The organism is Muricoccus radiodurans (assembly GCF_050154705.1).
In the GTDB taxonomy this organism is placed as follows: domain Bacteria; phylum Pseudomonadota; class Alphaproteobacteria; order Acetobacterales; family Acetobacteraceae; genus Roseomonas; species Roseomonas radiodurans.
Genome location: NZ_CP189561.1, coordinates 2006331 through 2033053 on the forward strand (window position 1 = coordinate 2006331; position 26723 = coordinate 2033053).

At 72.6% G+C, this 26723-nt stretch carries 20 protein-coding genes and 1 tRNA gene; 7 read left to right on the forward strand and 14 right to left on the reverse strand.

Annotated features, from left to right (window positions below; genetic code table 11):
- Positions 1-141: 141 nt before the first annotated feature.
- The 4 genes from ACP6CK_RS09955 to ACP6CK_RS09970 all read right to left on the reverse strand — a co-directional run bounded on the left by ACP6CK_RS09955 (position 142) and on the right by ACP6CK_RS09970 (position 4967).
- Positions 142-3075, reverse strand: coding sequence for a caspase family protein (locus tag ACP6CK_RS09955; RefSeq protein ID WP_426958734.1), 2934 nt, complete (start codon positions 3073-3075; stop codon positions 142-144).
- Positions 3076-3086: 11 nt separating this feature from the next.
- Positions 3087-4103: a YMGG-like glycine zipper-containing protein gene (locus tag ACP6CK_RS09960; RefSeq protein WP_426958735.1), complete on the reverse strand. Its 1017-nt coding sequence runs from the start codon at positions 4101-4103 to the stop codon at positions 3087-3089.
- Between the two features lie 222 nt (positions 4104-4325).
- A tRNA-Val gene (locus ACP6CK_RS09965) sits at positions 4326-4400 on the reverse strand.
- Positions 4401-4595: 195 nt separating this feature from the next.
- Positions 4596-4967 carry a GFA family protein gene (locus ACP6CK_RS09970; RefSeq protein WP_426958736.1) on the reverse strand — a complete coding sequence of 124 codons (372 nt, stop codon included), beginning with the start codon at positions 4965-4967 and terminating at the stop codon, positions 4596-4598.
- Between the two features lie 235 nt (positions 4968-5202).
- On the opposite strand from ACP6CK_RS09970, the gene ACP6CK_RS09975 reads away from it, so the two are divergent.
- Entirely contained in the window at positions 5203-6021 is an 819-nt protein-coding gene (locus tag ACP6CK_RS09975) for a DUF3108 domain-containing protein (protein ID WP_426958737.1), read from the forward strand.
- Between the two features lie 10 nt (positions 6022-6031).
- On the opposite strand, the gene ACP6CK_RS09980 is transcribed toward ACP6CK_RS09975, so the two are convergent.
- Complete coding sequence (locus tag ACP6CK_RS09980; RefSeq protein ID WP_426958738.1) at positions 6032-6682, reverse strand: HAD hydrolase-like protein; 651 nt, start codon at positions 6680-6682, stop codon at positions 6032-6034.
- 130 nt (positions 6683-6812) lie between these two features.
- On the opposite strand from ACP6CK_RS09980, the gene glmU reads away from it, so the two are divergent.
- Positions 6813-8135 (forward strand): bifunctional UDP-N-acetylglucosamine diphosphorylase/glucosamine-1-phosphate N-acetyltransferase GlmU, encoded by a 1323-nt coding sequence (glmU, locus tag ACP6CK_RS09985; RefSeq protein ID WP_426958739.1) that lies wholly within the window; start codon positions 6813-6815, stop codon positions 8133-8135.
- Complete coding sequence (glmS, locus tag ACP6CK_RS09990) at positions 8135-9958, forward strand: glutamine--fructose-6-phosphate transaminase (isomerizing) (protein WP_426958740.1); 1824 nt, start codon at positions 8135-8137, stop codon at positions 9956-9958. The genes glmU and glmS overlap by 1 nt, the downstream gene beginning before the upstream one ends.
- 51 nt (positions 9959-10009) lie before the next feature.
- Here the strand turns inward: glmS and ACP6CK_RS09995 are convergent, their stop codons facing one another.
- Positions 10010-10225 (reverse strand): hypothetical protein, encoded by a 216-nt coding sequence (locus ACP6CK_RS09995; protein WP_426958741.1) that lies wholly within the window; start codon positions 10223-10225, stop codon positions 10010-10012.
- A 243-nt stretch (positions 10226-10468) separates the two neighbouring features.
- Here ACP6CK_RS09995 and ACP6CK_RS10000 point away from each other — a divergent pair, with 243 nt between their 5' ends.
- Positions 10469-11941 (forward strand): NAD-dependent succinate-semialdehyde dehydrogenase, encoded by a 1473-nt coding sequence (locus ACP6CK_RS10000; protein ID WP_426958742.1) that lies wholly within the window; start codon positions 10469-10471, stop codon positions 11939-11941.
- Positions 11942-12003: 62 nt separating this feature from the next.
- Here the strand turns inward: ACP6CK_RS10000 and ACP6CK_RS10005 are convergent, their stop codons facing one another.
- From ACP6CK_RS10005 to ACP6CK_RS10030, 6 genes are all read right to left on the reverse strand, one after another.
- On the reverse strand, positions 12004-12930 hold the full coding sequence (locus ACP6CK_RS10005; RefSeq protein ID WP_426958743.1) for a manganese catalase family protein: 927 nt from the start codon (positions 12928-12930) through the stop codon (positions 12004-12006).
- Positions 12931-13063: 133 nt separating this feature from the next.
- Complete coding sequence (locus ACP6CK_RS10010) at positions 13064-13600, reverse strand: EF-hand domain-containing protein (RefSeq protein WP_426958744.1); 537 nt, start codon at positions 13598-13600, stop codon at positions 13064-13066.
- A gap of 87 nt (positions 13601-13687) precedes the next feature.
- Entirely contained in the window at positions 13688-15088 is a 1401-nt protein-coding gene (locus ACP6CK_RS10015) for a M20/M25/M40 family metallo-hydrolase (protein WP_426958745.1), read from the reverse strand.
- Between the two features lie 74 nt (positions 15089-15162).
- Positions 15163-15507, reverse strand: a complete 345-nt coding sequence (locus ACP6CK_RS10020; RefSeq protein WP_426958746.1) for a hypothetical protein — start codon at positions 15505-15507, stop codon at positions 15163-15165.
- Positions 15497-16123, reverse strand: coding sequence for a maleylacetoacetate isomerase (maiA, locus tag ACP6CK_RS10025; protein ID WP_426958747.1), 627 nt, complete (start codon positions 16121-16123; stop codon positions 15497-15499). Before maiA ends, ACP6CK_RS10020 begins: the two co-directional genes overlap by 11 nt.
- A 119-nt stretch (positions 16124-16242) precedes the next feature.
- Entirely contained in the window at positions 16243-17397 is a 1155-nt protein-coding gene (locus ACP6CK_RS10030) for an acyl-CoA dehydrogenase family protein (RefSeq protein WP_426958748.1), read from the reverse strand.
- Here ACP6CK_RS10030 and ACP6CK_RS10035 point away from each other — a divergent pair.
- A complete protein-coding gene (locus ACP6CK_RS10035; RefSeq protein WP_426958749.1) occupies positions 17396-18007 on the forward strand; it encodes an NMCC_0638 family (lipo)protein in 612 nt (203 codons plus the stop codon). The genes ACP6CK_RS10030 and ACP6CK_RS10035 overlap by 2 nt on opposite strands.
- Before the next feature lie 2 nt (positions 18008-18009).
- Here ACP6CK_RS10035 and ACP6CK_RS10040 read toward each other — a convergent pair whose 3' ends face one another.
- Entirely contained in the window at positions 18010-21447 is a 3438-nt protein-coding gene (locus ACP6CK_RS10040) for an indolepyruvate ferredoxin oxidoreductase family protein (protein WP_426958750.1), read from the reverse strand.
- A 120-nt stretch (positions 21448-21567) separates the two neighbouring features.
- Here ACP6CK_RS10040 and ACP6CK_RS10045 point away from each other — a divergent pair, with 120 nt between their 5' ends.
- A complete protein-coding gene (locus ACP6CK_RS10045; RefSeq protein WP_426958751.1) occupies positions 21568-22020 on the forward strand; it encodes an Lrp/AsnC family transcriptional regulator in 453 nt (150 codons plus the stop codon).
- A 9-nt stretch (positions 22021-22029) separates the two neighbouring features.
- Here ACP6CK_RS10045 and ACP6CK_RS10050 read toward each other — a convergent pair whose 3' ends face one another.
- A complete protein-coding gene (locus tag ACP6CK_RS10050) occupies positions 22030-25497 on the reverse strand; it encodes a hypothetical protein (protein WP_426958752.1) in 3468 nt (1155 codons plus the stop codon).
- A gap of 156 nt (positions 25498-25653) precedes the next feature.
- On the opposite strand from ACP6CK_RS10050, the gene ACP6CK_RS10055 reads away from it, so the two are divergent.
- Positions 25654-26721 carry a mandelate racemase/muconate lactonizing enzyme family protein gene (locus tag ACP6CK_RS10055; protein WP_426958753.1) on the forward strand — a complete coding sequence of 356 codons (1068 nt, stop codon included), beginning with the start codon at positions 25654-25656 and terminating at the stop codon, positions 26719-26721.
- The last annotated feature ends 2 nt before the right edge of the window (positions 26722-26723 follow it).

Sequence of the window (26723 nt, forward strand, 5' to 3'; positions counted from 1 at the left end):
TCTCACCCGCTTCTCTTGTTGTCGGGCTGCCGCGGAACGCGGACACAGCGACACTGCCATCTCCGCCGTCCGCGGCAGCCTATTAGAAGAAGATGAGTGGGGGTCCGGGAGAGCGAATTCCTTCTCTCCCCCGCAGCCGGCCTACCGCTGGATCGCCGCGAGCGGAAACCCGCGCAGATCCCGTCCGGCGGAGCGGAACACCGCGTCCTGCCGATGCCGCTTCTCCGCCGCCAGGGCCGGCACGCGCCGGCTGACGAACTCGCCGAGCGACAAGGCCGAGACCTGCCCCTCGGCGTTCACCGCCGCACGGCCGCCCAGGCCCTCCAGCACGGCGAAGGCGAAGACGCCGTTGCGGTCGTTGTAGCTGTCCAGCGCCTCCTGCACCGAGGTGGAGGCAGTCAAGAGGTACCGGCCCGTCTCGTTCCCCAGCGCCGCCAGGCTGTCCACGGTGAGCTGCCCGGAATGGCAGGTGTCCATGAACAGGAACCCGTCCCGCGCGCGGATGCGCGCGAGCGCCGAGACGAGCGCCTCGTCCTCGATCGCGGCGGCGCGCAGCGCCTGCCAGTTCGAGGTGTCGCGGACATCGGCCGGCAGGAAGATGAAGCGCCGGTCAGGCTCCGTCCGCAGCCCGTGGCCGGCCATGTAGAGGACGAAGGTGTCCTCGGGACGCGCACGCTCCGCGACGGTCGCCAGCGCCCGCATGATCCCGGCGCGGCTGGCCTGCTGGTCGGTCAGCAGGATCGTCTGGACCTCGCGGAACAGGCCGCTCGCGCGCGTGCGCAGCGTCTCCGCCACGCTGCGCGCGTCGGCCACGGCGAAGCGGAGGTTGAGCTGCGCGCTGGCGTACTGGTCCACGCCGATCGCGAGCACGATCAGGCGCCCGGCGGTGGCGGGCGGCTCCCGCTCCCCGTCGCGCCGGACCGTGATGGTCGGCCCCTCGGCGAAGAGCGCGCGGTCCTCGGCATAGAGCCGGGTCGCGACGCTGCTGCTGCCGGGGTCGAGGGGAATGTCGTAGGGCACCGCCACCCCGCGCGTGCCCGCGCCGCGCGCGGCGATCCGGTCGTTCACCAGAATGTCGAGCGGCCCGAGGCCGAGGCCGCGGTCCTCCGCCGTCAGGGTCAGGCGAAGCGCCACGGCCTCCGGTGGGACGGTGACGGCGGGGGCCATCGCCACCTCGCGGCAGCTGCCGTCCAGCAGCACGGCGCAGGCCGTCCCGGCGCGCAGGACGGGCAGGCGGGCGATTCGGGACCGGACGTCGCCCAGCTCCGCCATGCGGGCGGCGGCGCCGCTGGGATTGCCGGCCAGCGCCGCCCGCACTTCCGCGGGCGCGTAGAGGGCCCGGTAGGCCTGCTGGAAGGTGGCCCACTCCGCGGACTGGGCGCGGCCGCGGTTCAGGTGGACGCCGACCAGTTCCTGGCCGCCGCCGGGCGCGTGGTCGAACAGCCCCTCCGGCGTCCAGAGCGCCCATCGCCGCGCATCGGCGTGGACGAAGAGGGCGGCGCGCTCCTCCAGCTGGGCGTGGGAGTTGATGCCGTACCAGCGGATCGTGCCGTCCCCGAGTGCCGCGGCGATGAGGCCGTTCGTGGAAACCGCGAGACCCCAGGCGGTGCCGGGCAGGGTCTCCGAGGCCACCTGCCGCCCGGCGGCGTCGAAAAGACGGAGCTGCGTGTCGGTGCCGAGGACGAACCCGTCCTCGCGCGGCAGGATCGCGGCGCTGCGGGCGATCTCGCCCTCGTTCAGGCGCAGCGCGGCCTGGCCGAGGCGCGGGCGGTTCGTGTTGCGCCAGTCCGCGAGCGGGACGCGCGGGCTGGTCGTGCGCGCGGGCAGGAAGCCCTCCGCGGCCGGGGACTCCTCGAGCCGCCCCGCGGCGCCGTCGAAGACGAGGGCCGGGCCGTTCGAGGCGAACTGGAAGCGGACCTGCATCCCGTCCGCGGAGACGGCGAGGCCGCTGCCGGTATTCCGGAAATCCGCTGTCGCCGGGCGCGGCCCGCGCACCAGCCGCCCGTCCGGTCCCATCCGCCCCCAGCCCGGGTCGGAGGCCGCGAAGACGAGGCCCCCGCTCGGCAGGGAGAGCAGCTGGCCGATGGCGTCACGCGCGGCCGGCACGTCGGCCGGCGGGCCGAGGCCGAAATCGGCCCAGCGCCGGATCACGAAGGTGCGGTTCGGTCCCTGCCCCCCGATCCGGGCATAGCCGGCCGCGTGGAGCTGGCTGTCGCCCTCCCCGTCCCGGGCCCAGGTCACGGCGGGAAGGCCCTCGCCCTGCAGGCCGGTGACATCGGGGGTGTAGACGGTGCGCAGGTCCGTGGCGGCGAGCAGGTCCACCCGCAGCCGGTCCTCGTAGCCGACGGCCAGCAGCGTGCCGTCGGGCGAGAAGGCGAGGCCGTAGGGCCGCCCTCCCTGGATCGGCGCGCGATCCGCAACCTTCCGCCCGGAGGGATCGTAGATCCGCACGCGCCCGTCCGAGCCGGAGGCCGCGAGACGGTTGTCGGACGCGAAGGCGAGCATGCGTGCGGCGCCGGCGAAGCCCGTGTCCTCGAAGACCGGCGCGCCGGACCGCGCGTCCCAGACCCGCAGGCCCGCGCGCCCGGCAAGGCCAGCCGCCAGCCGCGTGCCATCGGGCGAGACGGCGAGGTGCAGCACCGGCGCCGGGAGATTCGGCAGGCGGGCGATGATCTGGCCGCTGTCGGCGTCGAGCACGTAGATGCAGAAGCCGGGGTCCCAGCCGCGGCCGGTGAAGCCCGCCGCGAAGACCCGGCTGCCGTCCGGCGTCAGGGCCACGGCGTAGAGCTCGCCCTCCTGCCCCGGGCCGATGGGTGGCCGCAGCACGGAACGGGCGCCGCCGTCCGGCAGGCTCCAGAGACGCAGCGTCTTGTCGTCGGCCACGGTGGCGAGCAGCCGTCCGCTGGCGTCGATCGCCAGCCGGTTCACCGGGGCCGTGTGGCCGCCCGCCTCCACCCGCAGCACGGGCGTGGCGGAGGGGCCGTTGGCCCCTTGGCCCGTCGGCGGGGGCGCCTGTCCCCCGGCCAGTACGGCCAGGGGCAGCAGGAGGAGAAGACGCCGGAGAAGGCGGTGCACGGCGGCCCGGATCAGCCCGCCAGCTCGAAGCCGCCGCCGGCGGCGGCGGCCTGCGCGGTGGCCACCGATTCGTTGAAGCCCTCCCGCCGCGCGATGTTGCTCGCGGCGAGTTGGCGGACATCGCCGCCCGAGGCCGCGCCGGGCTCCGGCACGGAGGCGAGGCGGACCGGTCCGGCGCCGCCGCGGCCGCCCGCGCCGGCGAAGGAGCGCGTCTCGGCGTAGCCGGCCGGCTGGCCGTTCACCTGCACCTGAGCGTAGCCGCGCTGGGCGGGCCGCAGCGTCACGCTCTCCCGCGCGGCGACGCGGCCCACCTCCGGCGCGCCGGGCTCCGGCCGCAGGCGCAGCACGACCACGTTCGGCGCGCGGGCGGAGACCGTGGCGCCGGTGCCTCGGCTGGCGATCGCGCGGTCCTTCACGCCGGGCGCCACGTTGTCGATCGCGGTGTCGAACTGCGCGCCGCGGGTCTGGATCTGGCCGCTGATCCGCTGGGCAAGGGCGATGTCGCGGTAGGTGCGGGCGCGCAGGTCGGCCATCTGGGCCTGCCCGGCCTCGCGCGGCATCCGGCCGCTGCGCACGGCCTCCCGCACCTGCTGCGCCTGGAGGAAGCGGCAGTCCATCAGCTGGTTGAAGGCGATCTGGGTGCGGTCCAGGCCGGCATTCTCGTTCGCCAGGTCGTTCGCGATGGCCGCGTTCAGCCCGGCCTGGTCGCGGTACTGCTGCTGGCGCGCGTTGAAGTAGCCGGCGGCGGCGCCGACCGCGGCACCGGTGCCCGCACCGATCAGCGCGCCGCGCCAGTTGCCGCTCGTGATCGCGCCGATGGCACCTCCCGTGAGCGCGCCGACGGCCGCCCCGCGCAGGATGTCCTCGGCGAAGAAATTGCCGGTGCTGTCGAGGGCGACGAGTTGCTGGCGGCAGCTGTCGCCGTCGTCGCTGCCGATTCGGCCTTCCCGGGTCATGTCGGCGCAGGCTGCGACAAGAAGTGACGTGGCGGTCAGGGCCGCGACGAGGCGGTTGGGGCGGGTGGTCACGGGCGGCGCCTCGCTCTGGCTCGGGGGAAGGCCAGGATACTGGCCCTTACAGGCCGGTAACAGGGGGCCGACGCTCACGGTGTCGCCCGCGATGGTCGCGTGCGTCGCGCGCGGGTCACGCGGCCGTGCGGATGCCGTCGCGGTTCCCCCACACGACCCGCAGCGGCGCGGCAAGCGGCGCCTTCATGGCGGTACGGCACGAATCGGATGAAAGGGATCGGGTGGTGGGCGCGACAGGGATTGAACCTGTGACCCTTCGCGTGTGAAGCGAATGCTCTCCCGCTGAGCTACGCGCCCGAAGAGGGGGGCGGGATATCCCCGGGCCACCGGCCCTGTCAAGGAGAGGTCGCGGCGGTTCCTGCACCGGCTCGGCGTCCACCCGCATCCCGTCCAGCCGGCAGGCTCTCCCCGCGCGGCTGCGCAACCTCGCGCGACCCGGACACCAATCTCGTAGCAACCGCCTGGATCGGCCCCGTCCACAACCGGCAGCGCCTATCCCGACCGTCCCTGTGGGAAGTGCTGCACCTCGCCGGGGATCGCGACCCAGTGATGCATCGACTCTTCCCACACCGAACGGACCGGCGCCGGGAAGTCCGGATCGGCGATCGCACCCACCGCCACGCCGATCATGGCCGGGTGCCTCGCCGTCCTCGCATAGACCGTCGATCCGCAGACCGGGCAGAAGAAGGACTCGAAGACGCTGCCCGTCGCGGTCGGCCGGGCGAAGCGCGTCGATTCCCCGAAGAAGTGCACCGCATCGGCCGGATAATAGGCGAGCACGCCGAAGGGCGAGCCGCTTCGTCGCTGGCAGAACCGGCAGTGGCAGGCGACCACCGCCGGGATCAGCGCCGGCAGGGTGACCACGAGCTGTCCGCACTGGCACGCCGCCCTCATCGGAATCCGCCCCCGCCCGGTTCGCGCCAGCGTAGCGCCCGCGGTGGCCCCGACAATGGCAGGATACCGCGGCGCGGAAGCGCCCGGCGCCACGGCCGGGCATGCGGATTCCAGCGCGAACGCGGGCCGCGCGCGTCTGGCACTTCGCGGCACGCAACCCATCTTCACGCGATGACGCCGGACGTCCGGCGCCGGAGGGTGCGGGATGGGCTTGCGCAAGGGATGGCTGGCCGGGCTCGCGCTGATCGCGATCTCCCCGCTCGGGATGCCGGCCTCGCGGGCCGCGGCGGAGCCCGTCACGCTTCTCTACACCGTCCAGGCCATGGGCATGACCGTCATGGAGGTGCAGGTCGCGATGGACCTGACCGACGCGGGCTACGGCGTCGAGTTCCGCTCCCGGCTGCGCGGGATGGCGGTGGCCTTCGGCAGCGGGCAGCAGGTCACGCGCGTCACCGGCACCTGGTCGGGGGACGCCGCCCGGCCCATCCGCTACGACGCCGAGGGCGTGTGGCGGGGCGAGCCGCGGCGCACCCTGGTCGAGTGGCCCGGCGGGCAGCCGGCGATCCGCGCCATGGTCCCCCCGAACGATGCGGAGCGGGAGGAAGTGCCGGAAGCGCTCCGGCGCGGCACGGTGGACACGCTCTCGGCCGTCGCGCAGCTCGTCCGCCAGGTGCAGCGGACCGGGCGCTGCGATTCCACCGCGCGCATTTTTGACGGCCGCCGCCTGACCGAGATGGCCGCCCGGACGGAGGGGCAGGAGGCGATCTCCGGCGGGCGCGGCGAGTGGTCGGGCCAGGCCCTGCGCTGCCGCTTCGACGGCAGGCTGGTCAGCGGCTTCCGCCGGAACGACAACGGCGAGGAGGCCCGACGTCCGCAGACCGGCCATGCCTGGATGGGCGCCGCGCGTCCCGGCGGACCGGTCGTGCCGGTGCGGATCGAGAGCCCGAGCCGCTGGTTCGGCACCCTGACCGTCCGGTTGGCCGAGGTGCAGTCCCCGGTCCGGCCCGCCGCCGCCCAGCGCTGAGGCGCGGCGGCTAGGCGGGAAGAAGCGCCTCCAGCGCCGCGGGAAGGTCCGCGGGGGTGGCCACGACCGGCGCTCCCTCGGCCATGGCGGGCGGGCCGTAGCCCCAGGTGGCGAAGAGCGGCGCGATGCCGGCGGCGCGCGCCGAGCGGACGTCGTTGCTGTGGTCGCCGACGAGGACCGCGCGCCCGGCCTCCGCCTCCAGCCCCGACAGGATCGCCAGCGGATGGCCCGGATGCGGCTTGCGGACGGGGAAGCTGTCCCCGCCCCCCACCGCCGCCAGCAGCGGCAGCAGGCCGAGATCGGCCAGCACCAGCCGTGCCGCCTTCTCCGGCTTGTTGGTGCAGACGGCCAGGCGCCAGCCGGCCCCGGCCAGCGCGGCCAGGGCCTCCGGGATGCCGGGGAAGAGCCGGGTCTCGACGGCGGCGTTCACCTCGTAGTCGGCCAGGTATTCGGCCACCAACTCCGCGGAGAAAGGCAGGTCCCGCGCCGCGCAGGCGCGCTGGACGAGCACCGCCACGCCGTCCCCGATCATCCCCACCACATCAGCCCGGGTGAACGGCGGACGGCCATGGGCGGCCATCAGCCGGTCCAGCGCGGCGTGAAGGTCGGGCGCCGTGTCCAGCAGGGTGCCGTCGAGGTCGAGGAGAGCGACGCGGGTCATGAAGGACCTGTATCAGCCCCGGGCGCGACGGAAAGGGGCGGTTCACCGAATTACAAACAGCAATGCGAGTTGACGCGGCGTCCGCGCGGCCGGGCTTGCGGGCGGCAGAGGGGTGGGGCTTATCGGACCCATGCCGAACGCCGCCATCCTCCTCGCCGCCGGGCTGGGCACCCGGATGCGATCCGCCCTGCCCAAGGCGCTGCACCCCATCGCCGGCCGGCCGATGCTGCAGCACCTGATCGCCGCCTGCGCGCCAGTCTTCGACCGGATCGTGGTGGTGGTCGGGCCGGACATGCCGGCGCTGGAGAAGGCCGCCGCCCCGCACGCGACGGTGGTGCAGGCGGAGCGCCTGGGCACCGGCCACGCCGCGCTCCAGGCCGCGCCGCTGCTGGAGGGCTTCGCGGGGAACGTGGCCGTCCTCTACGCCGACAACCCGCTGATCGGGACGGAGACGCTGCGCCGCCTCCTGGCCGCCCGGGAGACGGCCGACCTCGCCCTGCTGGCGATGCGCCCCGCCGATCCCGGCCGCTACGGCCGCGTGCTGCCGCACCCGGATGGCGGGATCTCCCGCGTGGTGGAGTGGAAGGACGCGACCGAGGCGGAGCGCGCGGTCGGCCTCTGCAACGTGGGCGTCATCTGCGCCGAGGCGCGACGCCTGTTCTCCTGGTTGCGCGCCGTTCCGGCGAGCCCCACGACCGGCGAGTTCTACCTCACCGAGGCCGTCGCCGCCTGCCGCGCCGAGGGCGGCCGCGCCGTGGCGGCGGAGGCGCCGGAGGCCGAGTGCCGCGGCATCAACTCCCGGATCGAACTCGCCGCGGCCGAGGCCGTGGTGCAGGCCGCGCTGCGGGAAGCGGCCATGGCCGGCGGCGCCACCCTGACCCGGCCGGAGAGCGTCACCTTCTCCCACGATACGCGGACCGGCCAGGACGTGACGATCGGCCCCGACGTGGTCTTCGCGACGGGCGTGACGGTGGAGGACAGCGTCGAGATCCGCGCCTTCTCCCACCTGGAAGGCTGCACGGTGAAGGCCGGGGCGGTCATCGGCCCCTTTGCCCGGCTGCGGCCCGGCACGGTGGTCGGCCCCGGCGCGCATGTCGGCAACTTCGTGGAGCTGAAGGCCGTGGCGCTCGGCGCGGGCGCCAAGGCGAACCACCTGACCTACCTCGGCGATGCCGAGGTGGGCGCGGGCAGCAACATCGGGGCGGGCACCATCACCTGCAACTATGACGGCTTCGCCAAGCACCGGACCACCATCGGCGCGGGAAGCTTCGTCGGATCCAACGCCACGCTCGTCGCGCCGCTCTCGATGGGAGAGGGCGCCTTCGTCGCCGCCGGAAGTACCGTCTCGTCAGACGTGCCGGCGGATGCCATGGTTTTCGGAAGGGCGCGTCAGGAGGTCAAAGAGGGCCGCGCCGCGGCCTTCCGGGCTTCCCGCAGGAGGGAGAAGCGCTGATGTGCGGGATCGTCGGCGTCGTCGGGCGGCAGGACGCCGCACCCCGGTTGCTGGAGGCGCTGCGGCGCCTGGAATACCGCGGCTATGACAGCGCGGGCATCGCCACCCTGGTGAACGGCCATGTGGAGCGGCGCCGGGCGGAGGGAAAGCTCGGAAACCTCGCCACCGTGCTCGACCACGACCCACTGCCCGGCACCACCGGCATCGGCCACACGCGGTGGGCCACCCACGGCGCGCCGACCACCCGGAACGCCCATCCCCACGGCACGTCCCGCGTCTCCGTGGTCCATAACGGCATCATCGAGAACCACGCGGAGCTGCGCGCCGAGCTGGAGGCCGAGGGGGCGGAGTTCGAGACGGAGACGGACACCGAGACCTTCGCCCGGCTGGTGGACCATCATCTCGCGCGCGGCGACTCACCAGAGGCGGCCTTCTCCGGCGCGCTGAAGCGGGTGCACGGGGCCTTCGCGCTGGCTGCGGTCTTCGCTGGCCACGGCAAGAAGCTGCTCGCCGCCCGGCAGGGTGCGCCGCTCGCCATCGGCTATGGCGAGGGAGAGATGTTCATCGGCTCCGACGCGCTCGCCCTCGCGCCGCTGACCCGCCGCATCGCCTATCTCGCGGAGGGCGACTGGGCCGTGGTGGGCGAGGCCGACGCCCAGGTGTTCGACCCCCAGGACCGGCCGGTGGAGCGGGCGATCAAGATCACCGCCCTCTCCGGCGCCGCGCTCGGCAAGGGCAACTACCGCCACTTCATGGAGAAGGAGCTGCACGAGCACCCCGCGGTGATCGGCGACACGCTCCGCCAGTACATCGAGCCCTCCACGCGCGCGGTGTCCCGCCCGAACCTGCCCTTCGATCCCGCGACCCTGCCGCGGCTCTGGCTGTCCGGCTGCGGCTCGGCCTTCCTGGTCTGCCAGACCGCCCGCTACTGGTTCGAGACGCTGGCCCGCCTCCCGGTGGACTGCGACGTCGCCAGCGAGCTGCGCTACCGCGACCCGCCGCTCGCCGAGGGTGGGGCGGCGATGTTCGTCTCCCAATCCGGCGAGACGGCGGACAACCTCGCCGCGATGAAGCTGCTGCGCCATGGCGGCCAGGCGCTCGTCTCCGTGGTCAACGTGCCCGAGAGCACGATGAGCCGGGAGAGCGATGCGACGCTGATGACAGTCGCGGGGCCGGAGATCTCCGTGGCCTCCACCAAGGCCTTCACGGCCCAGCTGTCCGTCCTTGCCTGCCTCGCGCTGAACTTTGCCCGCGCCCGGGGCGCGATGGATGCGGCGGAGGAGGCGCGGCTGACGGCGGCGCTGCTGGAGGTGCCGGAGCACGCCGCGCGCCTGCTGGAGGATGGCGCCGAGATCGAGGCCGTCGCCGCGGAGGTAAAGGACGCGCGGGACGTGCTCTACCTCGGCCGCGGGAGCATGTTCCCCATCGCGATGGAAGGGGCGCTGAAGCTGAAGGAGCTGTCCTACATCCACGCCGAGGGCTATGCCGCCGGCGAGATGAAGCACGGCCCGATCGCGCTCATCGACGCGTCCGTGCCGGTGATCGCGCTCTGCCCTTCCGGGCCGCTCTTCGAGAAGACGGCGTCGAACCTGCAGGAAGCGGCGGCGCGCGGCGGGAAGATCATCGCCTTCACGGACGAGGTCGGGGCGCCGGCGCTGCGGCGCTTCGCGCACCGGGTGGTGACGCTGCCGACGGTCGATCCCTTCGTCGCCCCGATCCTGCACGCGATTCCCGTGCAGATGCTGGCCTACCACGTGGCCGTGCTGAAGGGGACCGACGTGGACCAGCCGCGCAACCTCGCGAAGGCCGTGACGGTGGAGTGATGCCGGCGGAGGATACACGCCCGGGCCAGGGCCCGGGCGTGTGCGGCCGGATCAGTCGCCCAGCGCGGCCACCGCGGTGTCGGGCGTGAAATGCCCGCACCAATCCTCGCGCGAGACCACCGGCCACAGGCCGTGTGCCTCCGGGCTCGGCTGGGACACCGGCGGGTTGTAGCGGCACAGGCCCTCGCGGCCGGCGGACTTCACGCCGTGGTCGTCGAAGAAGCGGCAGCGGGTGCAGGCAACGTCGGGGGAATGGGACATGGTCATGGCGCGCTCTCCTGTATGACGGGGTAACGGCCGGCCCTGCCGCGGGGCGAACGGGGCGCCCTTCACAACCGGTTGGAAATCGGGAAGCATTCTCAACTACTTGGTGCATTCGGAGTGCGGGTGATGCCCAGCCTTGGGCCTGCCCGCTGATCGCGCCCGGGCCGGGGCGGGTGACAGGCCCGGGCCGCCGCCCCATCATCTGGCCCGGTCCCCCCGCCGAAAGCCGCCGAGGAAAGGTCCCCCATGCTCGACACCGTCTCCAAGCTCGTCCTGAAGGACAACGGCCTGTTCCGTCAGGCCAACCGGGTCGGGGACCAATGGGTCACCGCCGCCTCGGGCAAGACGATCTCCGTGAAGAACCCCGCGACGGGGGAGGTGATCGGCACGGTCCCGGCCCTGTCGCGTGAGGAGACGCGGGCCGCGATCGCGGCCGCGAAGGCCGCCCAGCCCGCCTGGCGCGCGATGCTGGCGAAGGAGCGCTCCGCCATCCTGCGGCGCCTCTTCACCCTCATGCACGAGAACGTGGACGACCTGGCCGCGATCATGACGGCGGAGCAGGGCAAGCCGCTGGCGGAGAGCAAGGGCGAGATCGCCTATGCCGCCTCCTTCATCGAGTGGTTCGCGGAGGAGGGGAAGCGCGTCTACGGGGACATGATCCCGACCTTCAAGCAGGGCGCCCGCGTCCTGGTGATGAAGGAGCCGATCGGCGTCTTCGCGGCCATCACGCCCTGGAACTTCCCCGCCGCCATGATCACCCGCAAGGCCGGGCCCGGATGGGCCGCGGGCTGCACGGGGGTGATCCGCCCGGCCTCTCAGACGCCCTTCTCCGCCCTCGCCATCGCCGTGCTGGCGGAGCGCGCGGGGATGCCGGCCGGCGTGTGCAACGTCATCACCGGCCCCGCCTCCGAGCAGGGCGAGGAGCTCTGCACCAACCCCGACGTGCGGAAGCTCTCCTTCACCGGCTCCACGGAGGTCGGCCGGAAGCTGTTGGAGCTCTGCGCCGGCACGATCAAGAAGACGAGCATGGAGCTCGGCGGCAACGCCGCCTTCCTCGTCTTCGACGACGCCGACCTGGACGCGGCGGTGGTCGGCGCCATGGCGAGCAAGTTCCGCAACACCGGCCAGACCTGCGTCTGCGCGAACCGCATCTTCGTGCAGGAGGGCGTCTATGACGCCTTCGCCGCGAAGCTGAAGGCGGCCGTCGAGGGGCTGAAGGTCGGTAACGGCATGGAGGCCGGCGTCACCCAGGGCCCGCTGATCAACGCCGACGCCGTGGCGAAGGTGGAGGAGCATATCGCCGACGCCACCGGCCTCGGCGCCAAGGTCCTGACGGGCGGCAAGCGCCACCCTCTCGGCGGCAACTTCTTCGTGCCGACTATCCTGACCGACGTGCCCCTCTCGGCAAAGGTGCTGAAGGAGGAGACATTCGGCCCCATGGCCCCGCTGATCCGCTTCAAGGACGAGGCGGAGGGCATCCGCATGGCGAACGACACGGAGTTCGGCCTGGCCGCCTATTTCTACGCCCGCGACGTCGGCCGCATCTTCCGCGTGGCAGAGGGGCTGGAGAGCGGCATCGTCGGCATCAACGAGGGCATCATCTCCACCGAGGTCGCACCCTTCGGCGGCGTGAAGGAGAGCGGCCTGGGCCGTGAAGGCAGCAAGTACGGGATCGAGGACTACCTGGAGATCAAGTACTGCCTGCTCGGCGGCGTCTGAATCAGAACGGGGGAGACCTTCGTCTCCCCCGTCCTGGACGAAGGGCCCCTGCCCCGCCGTGACTAGCGCGACGCCTTGTAGAGCTTCGTCGCGATCTCGAACATTTCCTCCGGCGCGTAATTCGGCGCGAAGGCCGAGGGGATGCCGGTCAGGTCGTGGATCTTCCCGCCCTCCGGCATCCCGTCCACCACCTCCAGCTCGCCCGGCGGGTCGCCCGGAAGCGCCATCTCGCCATTGCCCCAGATGCCCGACATCTCCTTGTAGTCGTTCGGGCTGAAGCGATAGAGGCGGCGGTGCGAGCCCTCCGCGAGGTACTTCTGGCATTCCGGGATGTTGCCCAGCGGGATGTTCGGCACCGGCAGCATCTTCTCGATGTCGACGCCCGTGATGTTCTTCAGCGCCAGCGCGTAGGCGTGGGCGTGCACCGAGCCGCGCACGAGCAGGTAACCGCAGACCTCGCGGCCCGTCGGGTCCGTCAGCGTCTCGTAGACTCGCAGCTTGTGCAGGCGGGCGCCGCATTCCAGGTGGAAGTTGTGCAGCAGGTCCATGACCACGTTGCCCGTCGTGGTCACCATGTCCACATTCCAGGACATGGAGTTGGAGTTCACCGGCAGCGCACCGCCAGCGCCCGACGCGAAGGAGGCGAAGGAACGAATGTCCTTCATCGCCTCGAAGGGCGCGCCGGAGATGTCGCCGCCATCCCCTTCGTCCGCACCCTCCTTGTCCGGGCCGTTGTTGAGCATGGCAACGCCGTTGCTGACCAACTCCACATGCCCCAGCTCCTCCGCCGTGATGGCGGCGACGAGGGAGTAGAAGGGACGTAGCTTCGACTTGGACCGGAAATTGAAGCTCTGGAACATGTAGTTCCCGAGCGTGGACATCTCACCATACTTGCCGCCCAGGAGCTCCTGCAGCGCCGCAGCGGCGTTGGGGTCGGCCTTCTTCGGCGCGGGAATCTCGGTTTGTAGCTTGTCGACGCGCAGGAACACGGGGCGGCCTCCTCAGGACGTGCCGCCGGGTAACGGCGGCTCCTGCCCAGGGTTCGCCCGCGGTTTGCGAATGTTTCGCGATTTTCCGAGAGCAACGCGAACGAGAGCGGCGGGTTGCCGCTCCCGTCCAGGCTCAGCGCGCGGGGGTGGCCGGCGCCGGTGCGGCCGTCGGCTCGGTCCGGCCGCGATCGCGGTGACCACGGCGCGGAGCAACCTCTTCCCGCGTCAGGGCGCCGTCGCCATTCGCGTCACGGGCGCGGAACATCGCCTCGGCGAAAGGACGGAGCTCGGCCAGACTGACCTTCCCATCCCGGTCGGCGTCCATGGCGCGGAAGAAGGCGCCGCCGCGCGCGGTCATCCGCTCCAGCCGCTCGGGTGAGGCGGGGCGGCCGCGCTGCGCCGCGATCTCGCCGGCCATATAGTTGCGAAACTCCTCCTGCGTCACGCCGCCGTCGTTGTTGGCGTCCGCGCGCGCGAAGCGGGCGGACAGCGCGGCCCAGCCCTCGTCGCCCGTGATGCGGCCGTCGCGGTTGGCGTCCGCCTCGGCGAAGATCCGCTCGCCCATGCGGGCGCCGCGCTCCTGCGCGATGGCAGGCACGGCGATCGCGGCCGTGCCGCCGAGGGCAGCGACGGCCACGGCGGCGATGGTGAATTTCCGGGTGCGGGTCATGTCGGCTCGTCCTCCTTGAGACGAGCCGAATCTAGGAAGCGCCTGTAACGGACCGATGCGGCCCGCGTGAGGAAGCGTGACGCCCGCTCAGGCCCGCGGCGGCGTGCCCGGCTCTCCCAGGTCCCACCACAGCCCGGCAAAGGCGGTCAGCCCCTCCCGCACCATGGCCGGCAGAACGTGCTCGTCCGGCCCGTGCTGCTTGCAGCCATTGTAGGAGTGCGGCACCCAGACCAGCGGCACACCGAGATGGTCCACGAAGACATCGCCCGGCAGCCCGCCGGATGCATTCGGGATCACCTGCACCCGCCCGCCGAGTGACTTCTCCATGCTTGCCTGTGCCCAGCGCACCCAAGGGGCGTCCGGATCGGTGCGCGACGCCGGCATCCGCATCCCGGCGTTCTCGATCGTCACCTTCTGCAATCCGTGCGCGTCCAGATGCTTCCGAAGCGCCGGCTCGAAGCGCGCGGGATCGCAGTCCACGGTCGTGCGGATCTGGCAAGTCGCGCGGGCATCCGGCGCCACCGCGTTCACCGGGCTCTCCGGCCTGCCGCTGATCATCGCGAGCACGATGAAGGACGCCCAGCCATAAATCTTCTCGGCCGAGGTGAGGCCGGGCTCGCCCCAGTCCTCGTCCACCGTGGCTGCGCCCTCCCCACCGCCGACCGGGCAGCCGGCGAGCACGGCGCGGACGGAGTTCGGCACCGTCTCACCCGGCAGCCAGTCGCGCACGGCGATGCGGCCCTTCGAATCGATGATGGAGGCGATGGCGTGGCACAGCAGCACCGCGGGATCGGTGGTCAGCCCGCCCCAGTGGCCGGAATGCACCCCGCCCTCCCGCAGCTTCGCCACAAGGTCGAAATGGAAGCTGCCGCGCGTGCCCGTGGCGATGGTCGGCAGGCTCGGATCGACCCGCGGCCCGTCCGAGGCGATGAGCGCATCCGCCGCCAGCCTCTCCCGGTTTGCCCCGACGAAGCTGCGCAGCCCCCGCGAGCCACGCTCCTCCGACATCTCCAGCACGAACTTCACGTTCGCGCCGAGCTTGCCCTCGCGCTCCGCCAGCACCGCCTCCAGCGCCGCCAGATTGATGGCGTGCTGCCCCTTGTTGTCGGCGGTGCCGCGGCCGTACCAGCGCCCGTCGCGCTCCGTCATCACCCAGGGGTCCAGGCCCGGCGCCCACTGGTCCTCCAACCCCCGCACCGTATCGCCATGCCCGTAGAGCAGGACGGTCGGCTTCGACCGGTCCTCGATCCGCTCCGCCGTCAGCAGGGGCGGCGCGCCCGGCTCCGGGTTCTCGTGGATGGTGCGGGAAAAGCCCATGCGGTCCAGCCAGGGCCCGATCGCGTCCGTGAGGTAGCGGCGGAGATCCGCCTCATGCCCAGGATCCTGCGAGGTGGAGGGAATGGCGACGAGCGCCGCCAGCCGGTCGCGGAAGCCGCCGCCATCGAATTCCCCCTGCGCCCGCGCGATCGCGCCGTCCCGGCTACCCATGGCCGTCCCTCCAGATCAGACAGGAAAGGCTTGTGCCGCCGCGCCGCCCCGGAATCCAGGCCCGGCGGCTGACCTCAGCGCGTGCGGGACGGGCTGGACACGCCCCCACCGCCTGCGCCGACCGACCCGCCGCCCCCACCGCCGCCCAGCAGGGCGCCGGCGATGGCCGGCAGGGCCAGCGCGGCCAGCGGCACCGCGACAGCGCCCGCCCCGGCACCGGCCAGGGGAAGCGAAAGGCCGCTCGGGGCCGGGGCCCAGGGCGCGACACCGGCCGGGCGGGACGTCAGCCGCGGCACGGCGCCGCGCGGCGGCACCACCACCCCGGCCTCCGCCGGCACGACCACCGTGCGGAGCTGCGCCTGCGCCGGGGCCGACGCCGCGGCGAGGCCCAGGACGAGGAGAAAGGCGCTACTCCGCATCCGGCTGCTGCTCCGGCACGGTCTCGGAGAAGGCGGGCAGCGTCATGCAGGCGGCCTCCGCGGCGAGCAGTCTCGGGAAGCGGAGCTCCACCCCGAAGCGGCGGGCATTGTACATCTGCGGCACGAGGCAGAGATCGGCGATCGTCGGCTGCGTCCCGAAGAGGAACGGTCCCGCCTGGTCGCGGATCAGCGCCTCGCAGGCCTCCAGCCCCTCGGTGATGACGTCGCGCGCCCAGCCCTGCACTGCCTTCTCCTCGAGGCCGAGGGAGCGCAGCCGGGCCAGGACCTTCAGGTTCTGCACGGGATGGATGTCGCAGGCGATCGCCAGAGCGAAGCCGCGGATGCGGGCCCGCGCCAGCGGGTCCTTCGGCAGGAGCGGCGGCCTGGGATGCGTCTCCTCCAGCCACTCGATAATCGCGAGCGACTGGATGAGCGCCGTGCCATTCTCCTCCAGCGTGGGGACGAAGCCCTGCGGGTTGAGGGAGAGATAGGGCGCCGCGCGCTGCTCGCCGCGGCGCAGGTGATGGAAAACGGGCTCGGCCTTCAGGCCCTTGAGGCAGAAAGCGATGCGGACGCGCCAGGACGCGGTCGAGCGATAATACCCGTGCAGCCGCACCAGCCGTGTCTCCCCCGCTTCGCCTGCCGGAACATGCGGTCAGCCGGCGATATGAGTCAAACCGATTTGGACGTTACGCGAAAGTCACGTGTGGCTGATGGAAGACGCCATCCCGGGCGTCAGCGGCGACCCAGCAGCTGTCGGGCCACGATCACGCGCATGATCTCGTTCGTCCCCTCCAGGATGCGGTGAACGCGCAGGTCCCGGACAAGCTTCTCCACCCCGTAATCGTGCAGATAGCCGTAGCCGCCGAGGAGCTGCAGCGCCTCGTCCGCGACGCGGTGGCCGGTATCGGTCGCGAAGCGCTTGGCCATGGCGCAGAAGGAGCCGGCATCCGGCGCGCGCGCGTCCAGCTTCCCGCAGGCCCGCCAGAGCAGGGCCCGCGCCGCCTCCAGCTCCGTCGCCATGTCGGCCAGGCGGAACTGCGTCGCCTGGAAATCCGCCACGGACTTCCCGAACGCCCGGCGCTCCCGCACATAGCCCAGCGCGATGTCGAGCGCCCGCTGCGCCCCGCCGATGGAGCAGGCGGCGATGTTCAGCCGCCCCCCGTCCAGCCCGGCCATGGCCAGGCGGAAGCCCTGCCCCTCCCCGCCCAGCAGCGCCGCGGCCGGGACCTTGGCGGACTGGAAGTCCATCGTCCGCGTGGGCTGGGCGTTCCAGCCCATCTTCCTCTCGTTCGCGCCGAAGGAGAGCCCCTCCGTCTCCTTCGGGATCAGCAGCGCGGAGATGCCGTCAGCCCCCTCCCCGCCCGTCCGCACCATCGTCAGGTAGAGGTCCGAGGTGCCGGCGCCGGAGATGAACTGCTTCGACCCGTCCAGCACATAGCCCTCATTGTCCCGCCGGGCGCGCGTGCGCAGCGCCGCCGCGTCGCTCCCCGATCCGGGTTCCGTCAGGCAGTAGGAGGCGATCTCCTCCATCGTCACGAGCTTCGGCAGGTAGCGGGATCGCTGCTCCTCGCTCCCCCAGCGGTCGATCATCCAGGCGACCATGTTGTGGATGGACAGGAAGGCCGAGACGACCGGGCAGCCCGTCGCCAGCGCCTCGAACACCACCGCCGCATCGAGCCGCGTCAGCCCCGCGCCCCCGGACTCCTCCCGGACATAGAGCGCCGCCATGCCGAGCGACGCGGCCTGCCGCATCTCCTCCACCGGGAAGTGCCGGGCCGCGTCCCACTCCAGGGCCTTGGGCGCCAGCACGTCCCGGGCGAAGTCGAGGGCCACGTCGCGCAGGGCCCTTGTGTCCTCCGGCAGCTCGAAGGCGTTATCGAGGGGCATGATCCGTTTCCTCCGTTTCCCCATAGGGCCGCGCGCGGCCGCCCGCGTCCAGCTTCTGGCCCTCGCGATCGCTCTGCTGGCCGCTCCGGCCCGCGCGGCGTCCCCCGAGTTGACGCGGGAGACGGCGGGCGCGCTGGGCAGCTTCATGCAAATCTGCGCCCGTCTCATGCTCGGCGGCGACACCGCCGCGGCGGCGGCCACCGCCGGCCTCGTCGCGCTGCCCGCCGCCGAGGCGACGCGCGTGCTGCACGGCGCGCGCGGCCGGGTCTTCGCCGCGCGCGGCTCCGCCATCGGCACGATGGTGCTGCTGCTGCCCGAGCGCCCCCTCGGCTGCTCCATGCGGCTGGAACGGATGGACGTGGCCGGGGCCGAAAGCCTCTTCACCCGCCTCGCCGAGAGCATCGCCCGCCCCGGCCTGAGCGTCACCCGCGCCTATGACGGCACCATCCCCACGCCGAACGCCCGTCCTTCCCGGCAGATCACCTACCGCCTGTCCACGGGGGTGGCGGGGCGGCCGGACTTCGCGATGCTCTTCACCGGCAATGACGACCCGGCGGTCGGCACGCAGGGCGTGCTGACCTTCGGCACGGCGGCCCCGCGCGGCCAGTAGGATCAGGCCGCCAGCGCCCGCACCGGCGCGTCCAGCCGCGCCGCGATCTCCGCCAGCCGCGCGCGCGCCGTCTCCAGGTTCCGCGCCTTCACATGGCCGAAGCCGCGGATGCCGCCCCAGGCCTCCACCCACTCCGCGACCGTCGCGTGGTTCTCCGGCGTCAGCCGCACGAGCATCGCCTCCAGCCCGGTGCGGAATTCGCCGATCAGCGCCCGCTCGGTCCGGCGCTCCTCCGTGCGGCCGAAGGGGTCGAGCATCGTGCCCCGCACCACCTTTCCGTGCCGCAGCAGCCCCATCGCGCGGAGCATCCACGGACCGTAATCCCCCTTCAGGGGCAGGCCGGTGTCGGGATCGCGCTTGCTGAAGATCGGCGGCGCGAGGTGCAGCACCGGCCGCTTCGTGCCGGTGAAGTGCCGGCGCAGGGATTCCTGCCACGCCGGATCGGCGTGCAGCCGCGCCACCTCGTACTCGTCCTTGTAGGCCATCAGGCGATGGAGCTGCACGGCAACAGCGCGCGACACCCGCTCCTCACCCGGCAGCATCGCGGCCTCCGCCGCACGGACCTTCGCGATGACGTCCGCGTAGCCCCGTGCATAGCGGGCGCTCTGATACGCGGTCAGGTCCGCCACCCGCCGCGCCACCAGCGCGTCGAGCGTCTCCGGTGCGCGCGGCGCGGCCGGCTCCGCCAGCGCCGCGGCCCGGCCGAGCCCGAAGGCCTGGACGTTCCGCTCCACCTCCGCGCCGTTCATCTCGATCGCCCGCAGGATCGCCCCGGCCGTCAGAGGCACGAGGCCGCGCTGGAAGGCCGCGCCGAGCAGGAAGACGTTCAGGAAGATCGCATCCCCTAGCGCCTCCTCCACCCGATGCGCGGCCGGCAGCGCGAAAAGGTCGCGCGACACGACCCGCAGGCTGTCCAGCATGGCGCCGGCATCCGGCCGCGCCGCCCCGCGCAGGAAGCCGGCGGTCGGCGCCAGATCCGCGTTCACGACCGTCGCCGTCCGCCCGGCCGAGAGCAGTGGCCGCACCACCCGCCCCTGCGCCCCCACCATGTCCGCCGCGACGAGCAGATCCGCCTGCCCCGCCCCGATGCGCGGCCCGGCCAGCGTCTCCGGCGCCGCGCCCGGCGCCCCGATGCGGAGCTGCGCCTGCACCCCGCCGCCCTTCTGGGCAAGGCCGAGCTGATCCATCGTCCGCACCGGCCGCCCATCAAGATGCGCCGCCATTGCCAGCACCGCCGAGAGCGCCGTCACCCCCTGCCCGCCCACGCCGGCGACCACGATGTTCCACGCCTCGTCGCGAAGGGCGGGCAGAACGGGTTCGGTCAGGTCGCCCGGTACCGCCTCCGCCTCCGGATGCGCAGCGACCTCCGCGCCCTCGAGCGAGACGAAGGACGGGCAGAAGCCCTTCACGCAGGAGAAGTCCTGGTTGCACGCGCTCTGATCGACCGCGCGCTTGCGGCCGAAGGGCGTCTCCACCGGCTGCACGGCCAGGCAGTTGGACTGCACCGCGCAGTCGCCGCAATCCTCGCAGACGCGGGGGTTGATCACCACGCGTCGCGTCGCGGCCGGCGCGGTGCCGCGCTTGCGGTGGCGGCGGCGCTCGGTCGCGCATTCCTGGTCGTAGATCAGCACCGTCACCCCGGGCGTCTCGCGCAGGCGCTTCTGCACCGCGTCCAGCCGGTCCCGGTGATGGAAGGCCACGCCCGACGGCATCAGCGGGTCGCCCTGGTGACGCTCCGGATCGTCGGACACGACATGGATCGCCGCGACGCCCTCCGCCGCCACCTGTGCCGCCACCCGCGGGACGGTCGTCTCCGCCTCCGGCGTCTGGCCGCCGGTCATCGCCACGGCGCCGTTCACCAGCACCTTGAAGGTGATGTTCGCCTTGGCCGCGACCGCCGCCCGGATCGCGAGGCTGCCGGAATGCGCGTAGGTTCCGTCACCGAGATTGGCGAAGACGTGCGGCGCGCCGACGAAGTGCATCTGCCCCAGCCAGGGCGTCCCCTCCCCGCCCATCTGGGTGAAGACGTCCGAGGACCGGTCCATCCAGGTCGCCATGTAATGGCACCCGATCCCCGCCATGGCGCGCGACCCCGCCGGCACCTTCGTGGAGGTGGAGTGCGGGCAGCCCGGGCAGAACCAGGGCTCCCGCAGCGTGACCGGCGTGCGCGCGCCCTGCGCCAGCGCGTCCAACTCGGCGATGCGGGCGGCAAACGCATCCGGTCGCCCCTCCCGCGGCAGGCACGCATCCAGCGCCCGCGCCACGGCGGCCGTGTCCAGCTCCGTCAACTCCGACAGCAGCGGCGCACCATCCGCGCCCCGCTTGCCGGTGATCCGCGGCGCACCGGACTGGCCGTAGAGCGCATCCCGCAGCTGCGTCTCGAGGAAGGCGCGGCGGTCCTCGACCACCAGCACCTCTTCCAGCCCGAGCGCGAAGGCCCGCGCGGCCACCGCGTCCAGCGGCCAGGCGAGCCCCACCTTCCAGATCCGCAGCCCCAGTCCGCGCGCCACGTCCTCGGTGATGCCGAGGTCCAGCATCGCCTGTCGCAGCGTCGCATAGGCCTTGCCGCGCGCCGCGATGCCGAAGCGGGCGCGCGGCGCGTCCAGCACCACCCGGTCCAGCCCGTTCGCCCGCGCGAAGGCAACTGCCGCCGGAAGCCGCGCCAGCCGCAGCCGCCGTTCCTGCGCCAGCGCGTTGTCGCCCAGCCGGATATGCCGCCCGTCCCCGGCGTCGAAGGTGTCGTCGGGGATAACCGGCGCCCAGGCGCCGGGGTCCACGCGGAAGGAGGCGCTGGCGTCCATCGTGTCGGCGACGCACTTCATCCCCGCCCAGGTCCCGGCGAAGCGCGACAGGGCGATTCCCTTGAGCCCGAACTCCAGGATCTCCGGCACCCCCGCCGGATCGAGGAAGGGGATCTCCAGGTCCATGAAGGCGTGGTCGGACGCGTTCGCGACCGTGGAGGACTTCGCCGACGGATCATCCCCGGCCAGCGCCAGCACCCCGCCCAGCGGGGCCGTGCCCGCCATGTTCGCGTGACGCAGCGCGTCGCCGCTGCGGTCAACCCCCGGCCCCTTGCCGTACCAGATGGAGAAGACGCCCGCCTTCTTCCCATCCCCGAACAGGTTGACCTGCTGCGTGCCCCACACGGCGGTGGCGGCCAAGTCCTCGTTCAGCCCGGGCTGGAACACCACCCCGGCCTCGGCCAGCCGCCGCGCCTGCTTCTGCAGCTCCTTGTCATAGGTGCCGAGCGGCGATCCCCGGTATCCCGTGATGAAGCCCGCCGTATCCTGCCCCGCCGCAGCGTCGAGGGCCCGCTGCGCCAGGGGCAGGCGCACCAGTGCCTGGACACCGGTCAGCAGCACCGGCTCCCCTGTTACCTCCCAGCGATCCTCCAGCCTCACCGCCTCTCGCAGGACGGGCGGGCGCTGCAGGGTAGCCATGGCACGATCCTCCGCGGCGAATCCTCTGTCGCCTATCTGGGCACAGAATGCCCTCGCCGCACCGCGCATCCCTTCCGTTTTTTGTTGTGCACTGCCGAAGAGACGGAAGAAGCTTCCGTGATGGATGCCACCGACCGCCGAATCCTCCGCGCCCTCTCCCGCCGGGGCCGACTCTCGAACGCCGATCTGGCGGAGGAGGTCGGTCTATCCCCGTCCCCCTGCTGGACCCGGGTCCGGCGGCTGGAAGCGGCCGGCGTCATCAAGGGCTATGCCGCCCTTCTGGACCAAGCGGCCCTCGGCCTACCCGACACGGTCTTCCTGGAGGTCATGATGGAGAAGCACGACGAGGCCGCGCTGCGGCAGTTCGAGAAGGCCGTGAACGATATCCCCGAGATCCTCGAATGCCACCTCGTCACCGGGGAATACGACTACATCATCAAGGCCGCCGTCTCCGGTACGGCGGGATACGAGGACCTTCTGCGCCACCGCATCTACCGCCTGCCGGGGGTACGCCACACCCGCACCGCCTTCGCCCTCCGCTGCCTTAAGCGGGAGATCTCGCCGACGCCCTGAGCTGCCCGTTCAGAACAGCTCGATGGACGTTCCCCAGCTCCGCGGCGGCTCCGCGTCCGGCTGGAGCGAGGCGATGGCCATCGCCATGTCCAGCCGGCTGTACCCCGCATCCACGATGGCGCTGGAATGGGCGACTTCCCCGGCCGTCGCGTCCCGCTCCAGCGCGTTGTGGTAGATGTGTGCCACCCATTGGGCATTCGTCTCGCCGGCATGGGTGGCCTGGTAGAACTCCGTCCCCATCAACGTGGCATAGAGCTGCCGCTCCATGGCCACCCCGCCTGCGGCGATGACGCCCGTCCAGGCCGCGAGACTCCAGGGATCGGGCGCCGTGTCGAGCACGGCGTCGTAGGCACGCACGACGGCCGCGGCGCTCGCGTCCGGAACCCAGAGCCCGGTCCGGTAATCTGCCTCGAACTTCGCCTCGGCGTCGGGCAGGGTCGCGAGGAAGGTGACGACGTCCGCGTTGGACCAGCCAGCCCCCCGCAGGAAGACGAGGTAATCGAGCACGGGCTGCGTCGGGGCCCGGTCATAGATCCCGGCATAGAGCCGCGACACCTGCCCCGCCGTGTTCACCCCCGCCAAGTGGGCGACGCTCTCCGGCGTGGAGAGAAAGGCGCTTGCCATCGCGTTCGCCGTCACGCCCGCATCGAGGTAGCCGGCGAAGGCCCCGAGTGCCGACGCCGGCGGGGCGAAGCCGATCGTCGCCTCGTAGAGCCGGTGAATCAGGGCCACGTTCGAGGCCCCGGCGAACTCCAGCGTACCCTCCGGGAAGTTCAGCCGCTCGACCCTCGCCAGCCGCTCCAGCGTGTTGTCGCCCCAGCGGATCGCCAGACCGTTCCCGTCCACCACCATGCGCAGCACGTCCTCCGCCGCGTGCGTGGTCACGGCCCCGCCCGCGCGGGAGATCACCGTGTCGGTCAGGGACTCTCCCCGTTGCAGCCGGTCGCCCGGGATCAGCGTCTCGTCGTAGCTCGTGTGCTGCGCGTGGTTCGTCGCCAGCGGCCCCTGGCCGAGATCGCTCTGCGCCTCGCCAAGGGCGAGCAGCAGATCGAGCTTCGAGACCGCCCCCCGGTCGATCAGTCCCTTGGACCAGGTGAGCTCCGACAGCGCCGGATCACGCTCCAGCGCGTGCTGGTAGGCGCCGGTGACGAAGGCCGCGTTCGTCTCCCCGGCATGACGGGCCTGGTAGAGCTCCGTCGCCATGAGCGAGGCATAGAGATCCCGCAAGGTGAGCACGCCGCCCTCCAGCGCCGCCGTCCAGCGGGCCAGCGCGCCCTGGTCCGGTTCCGAGTCCAGCACCGCGTCATACGCGCGCACAATGTCGCGCGCCGAGGACGCGGGCACCCAGATCCCACCGGGATGCAGCGACACCGTGTGCGCCGCCGCCTGCGGCGTATCGATCACCAGGGCGGCCACCGAGGAGAGCGGCACGCCGACGATCAGCAGGCCGACTAGATAGTTCCACGCCGCAACCGAGGGCGCCGCGCCGATCGCCGCCCCGTAGATCACGTCGAGCTGTCCTGCCAGCGTGAGCCCCGACGCCCGCGCCTGCCAGGCCGGCGTGGTCATCAGCGAGGCCACCACCGCTTCCATGGATACGCCCGTCTCCAGCACCTTGCCGATCGCGGCCGTGACCTCCGCGGTGGCAGCGAAGCCGGTCACCGACTCATAGGCGCGCAGGGCGCGGGAGGCGGCCGAGGTGCCATCCAGGACCAGCCGCCCATCGTCGAAGGCAACGCGGTTCAGCCCGTTCAGCGTCAGCGCGGAGCCATCCTGCCAGTAGAGGGTGACCGAGCTGCCGGCCCGGCTCACCGCGGCCACGTCGGCCGAGGGGCGGCTCACCACGGCGAGGCCGGTCAGGCCGATCGCCGTCACGTCGTCCTCCTCTCCAGGCCCGAGGCTCGGCAGCGGGGGCGGCGGTTGGGGCGGCGGCGGCGAGGGCGGCGGCGGCGAGGGCGGCGGCGAGGGACGGGGATCGTCGTCGATCACCGTGACCGCGATGCCCGGCACCGTCACACCCGCGAACGCCGGGTCATCCCCGGTGAAGGCCACGGCGATGAGCGCCGTCTCCTCGGCCTCGGTCGCCGTGTCGTTCACCGCGTTGACGAACACCGCACGCGGCGCCGCCCAGTCGGACGGCGTGAAGGTGATGGAGATCGTCCCAACGAGGGCGAGGCCGCCAGAGCTGAGCAGGATGTCGCTGCCCGCCACAAGGGTGACGGTGATCGCGGCCAGGGGCTGACGGGTCAGCGCGATGGTGAAGCTGTCCCCCGCGCCGCCCTCCGCGACGACTGTCGAGATGCCCGTGGTGACGACGGACAGCCCGGCCCGCGGCGGCGGGCTCGGTGGCGGCGGGGACGGTGGCGGAGAGGGCGGCAGGTCGTCGTCGGTGACGGCCACGTCCAGGGTGAAGGGGCCGATCGCCGCGAAACCGGGATCGGCGCTGCCCACGGCGAAGGTGATGCGCGCGGTCTCCGCGCCCTCCACCAGCAGGTCGTTCACCGCGCTGACGTAGAGGGTGCGCGCCGTCGCCCAATCCGCCGGCTGGATGGTGAAGGTCACGCTCTCGCCGGGCACGCCCGTGGTGCCGCGCGCGACCCGTAGATCCGCGTCCGCTGTCATCGTCACCGTCACCGCCGCGCTCGGCATGCGGGACAGGGCGATGGTGAAACTGTCGCCCGCGCCGCCCTCGGCGACCGCCGTCGTCTCGCCGAAATGCTCGATCGTGACGGAGGCGGCGGGCGGCGGAGGCGGGCTCGGCGGCGGGGGCGAGGGCGGCGGCGGTGACGGGGGCGGAGGAGACGGCGGCGGGGGTGATGGCGGCGGTGGGGGAGGCGGCGACGGCGGTGCCCCGTCATCGTCACGGACGTTCAGCACCGAGACGTTTACGGTGTACGCCGCTTCGTTCAGCCCGTCCGAGACCGCGATCGCCACCGCGCGCGTCGTGCCGCCCTGCCGCAACAGGTCCACGCCGTCCCGCAGCTTCAGCGTCGTGCCGACGATCTCGAACTCGGCCTCGTCGGGCCAGAGCACGCGATAGGTGATGGCGGAATCCGGGCTGTCCCGGTCCACGGCGCGCAGCGTCCCGATCGCGGCGCCCGGATCGTTCTCCAGCACGACGCCGCCATTCCAGAAGCGCAGGTTCTCCGGGGCCGTGTCGTCCAGGTCCTGTAGCGTCACGGACCACATGCCGGATACCGACTGCCACGTGCCGCCCACCCGCACCGTCAGGCCGAAGTCGAGGAGGGGATCGTTGCCGGACGGAAAGGCCTCGCGGTCGAGCGAGCCGAGCGGCACGACGGTGACGACGCCGGTCGCGGCGTCGAGGGTGGCGTCGAAGAACGCCGCGTCCTCCCCGGTCAGGGCCACCGCCGTCGCGCCCGCCGCGCCGGAGAGGGTGAAGGTGACGGACCAGTCGCCCGCGCGGTTGTTCTCCAGGATGGTGGCGGGCATGTTGCCCGTGGCCGTGATCGGCATCGCCGTCCGCGCGTCTGTTAACGCCGGCGAAGCTGCGGTCCCTTCTCTGAACAGCCCCTTAACGGGCCCGCGCCGCTCTCATTCTTTTCACGACGCGCTGTTGCGCCCGGCGCGTCGGCGGCGATGATCCGCCACCAGCCCCCGGAGGATGCGCCCTTGAAGATCACCCGCGTCACGGCGACGACGCTGCGCAGCCCCTTCCGCTATCCCGGCGACGGCTCCGGCGGCAATCTCGGGCTGCGCAGCATGGACACGCTGGTGGTGCGCGTGGACACCGATGCCGGGCTGACCGGATGGGGGGAGGCCTTCGGCTTCGGCCTCTGCGAGACCACGCGCATCGCGCTGGAAGGCCTCGTCGCGCCGCTCTGCCTCGGGCAGGATGCGGGTGACATCCCCGCGCTGCGCCTCCTGCTCCAGCGCAAGCTGCACAATTACGGCCGCAACGGCGCCGCGAGCTTCGCGATCGCCGGCGTGGATATCGCGCTGTGGGACATCGCCGCGCAGGCCGCTTGCCTTCCGCTGCACCGCTTCCTCGGCGGCCCGGCCACCCAAAGCCTGCCCACCTATGCCAGCCTGCTCCGACACGGCGACCCGGCGGTCGTGCGACGCGGCGTGGAGGACGCGATCGCCCGCGGCTTCGGCCGAATCAAGCTGCACGAGGTGGACCCCGCCTGCGTCCGCGCCGCGCGGGAGGCCGCGCCCGAGCTGCCGCTGATGGTCGACATGAACTGCCCCTTCACCGTGGAGGACGCGCTGGCCTTCGCCGACGCCGTGCGCCCCCTCTCCCCCGCCTGGATCGAGGAGCCGGTCTGGCCGCCCGAGGACGCCCCCGCGCTGCGCCGCCTGCGCGCCTCCTGCGGCCTGCCCGTCGCGGCGGGCGAATGCGAGGGGACGGTGGAAGGACTACGCCGCCTGATCGACGGCGCGGTCGATGTCATCCAGCCGAGCGTCACCAAGATCGGCGTGTCCGGCATGCTGGAGGTTGCGGCGCTGGCCCGGGAGGCCGGCGTCACGGTCGCGCCGCATTCACCCTATTTCGGGCCGGGCCTGCTCGCGACGGCGCATCTCATCGCGACCTGGGACGGAGACGCTGCCCTGGAATGGTATGACGCGACGCTGGAGCGGCCGCCCTTCGACATGTCGTTCCTGCCGGTCGCCGGCCGCATTGCCCTGCCCCAGGGGCCAGGGCTCGGCCTCACCCCGCGGCAGGACGCCGCGGGCTAAAA

Excerpts from the sequence above, each read along its gene's own strand:
- ACP6CK_RS09975 (WP_426958737.1), top strand. The coding sequence starts at position 5,203 with ATGGGCTTGCGCAAGGGATGGCTGGCCGGGCTCGCGCTGATCGCGATC.
- ACP6CK_RS09980 (WP_426958738.1), bottom strand. The coding sequence starts at position 6,682 with ATGACCCGCGTCGCTCTCCTCGACCTCGACGGCACCCTGCTGGACACG.
- glmU (WP_426958739.1), top strand. The coding sequence starts at position 6,813 with ATGCCGAACGCCGCCATCCTCCTCGCCGCCGGGCTGGGCACCCGGATG.
- glmS (WP_426958740.1), top strand. The coding sequence starts at position 8,135 with ATGTGCGGGATCGTCGGCGTCGTCGGGCGGCAGGACGCCGCACCCCGG.
- ACP6CK_RS09995 (WP_426958741.1), bottom strand. The coding sequence starts at position 10,225 with ATGACCATGTCCCATTCCCCCGACGTTGCCTGCACCCGCTGCCGCTTC.
- ACP6CK_RS10000 (WP_426958742.1), top strand. The coding sequence starts at position 10,469 with ATGCTCGACACCGTCTCCAAGCTCGTCCTGAAGGACAACGGCCTGTTC.
- ACP6CK_RS10010 (WP_426958744.1), bottom strand. The coding sequence starts at position 13,600 with ATGACCCGCACCCGGAAATTCACCATCGCCGCCGTGGCCGTCGCTGCC.
- ACP6CK_RS10015 (WP_426958745.1), bottom strand. The coding sequence starts at position 15,088 with ATGGGTAGCCGGGACGGCGCGATCGCGCGGGCGCAGGGGGAATTCGAT.
- ACP6CK_RS10020 (WP_426958746.1), bottom strand. The coding sequence starts at position 15,507 with ATGCGGAGTAGCGCCTTTCTCCTCGTCCTGGGCCTCGCCGCGGCGTCG.
- ACP6CK_RS10035 (WP_426958749.1), top strand. The coding sequence starts at position 17,396 with ATGATCCGTTTCCTCCGTTTCCCCATAGGGCCGCGCGCGGCCGCCCGC.
- ACP6CK_RS10030 (WP_426958748.1), bottom strand. The coding sequence starts at position 17,397 with ATGCCCCTCGATAACGCCTTCGAGCTGCCGGAGGACACAAGGGCCCTG.
- ACP6CK_RS10040 (WP_426958750.1), bottom strand. The coding sequence starts at position 21,447 with ATGGCTACCCTGCAGCGCCCGCCCGTCCTGCGAGAGGCGGTGAGGCTG.
- ACP6CK_RS10045 (WP_426958751.1), top strand. The coding sequence starts at position 21,568 with ATGGATGCCACCGACCGCCGAATCCTCCGCGCCCTCTCCCGCCGGGGC.
- ACP6CK_RS10050 (WP_426958752.1), bottom strand. The coding sequence starts at position 25,497 with ATGCCGATCACGGCCACGGGCAACATGCCCGCCACCATCCTGGAGAAC.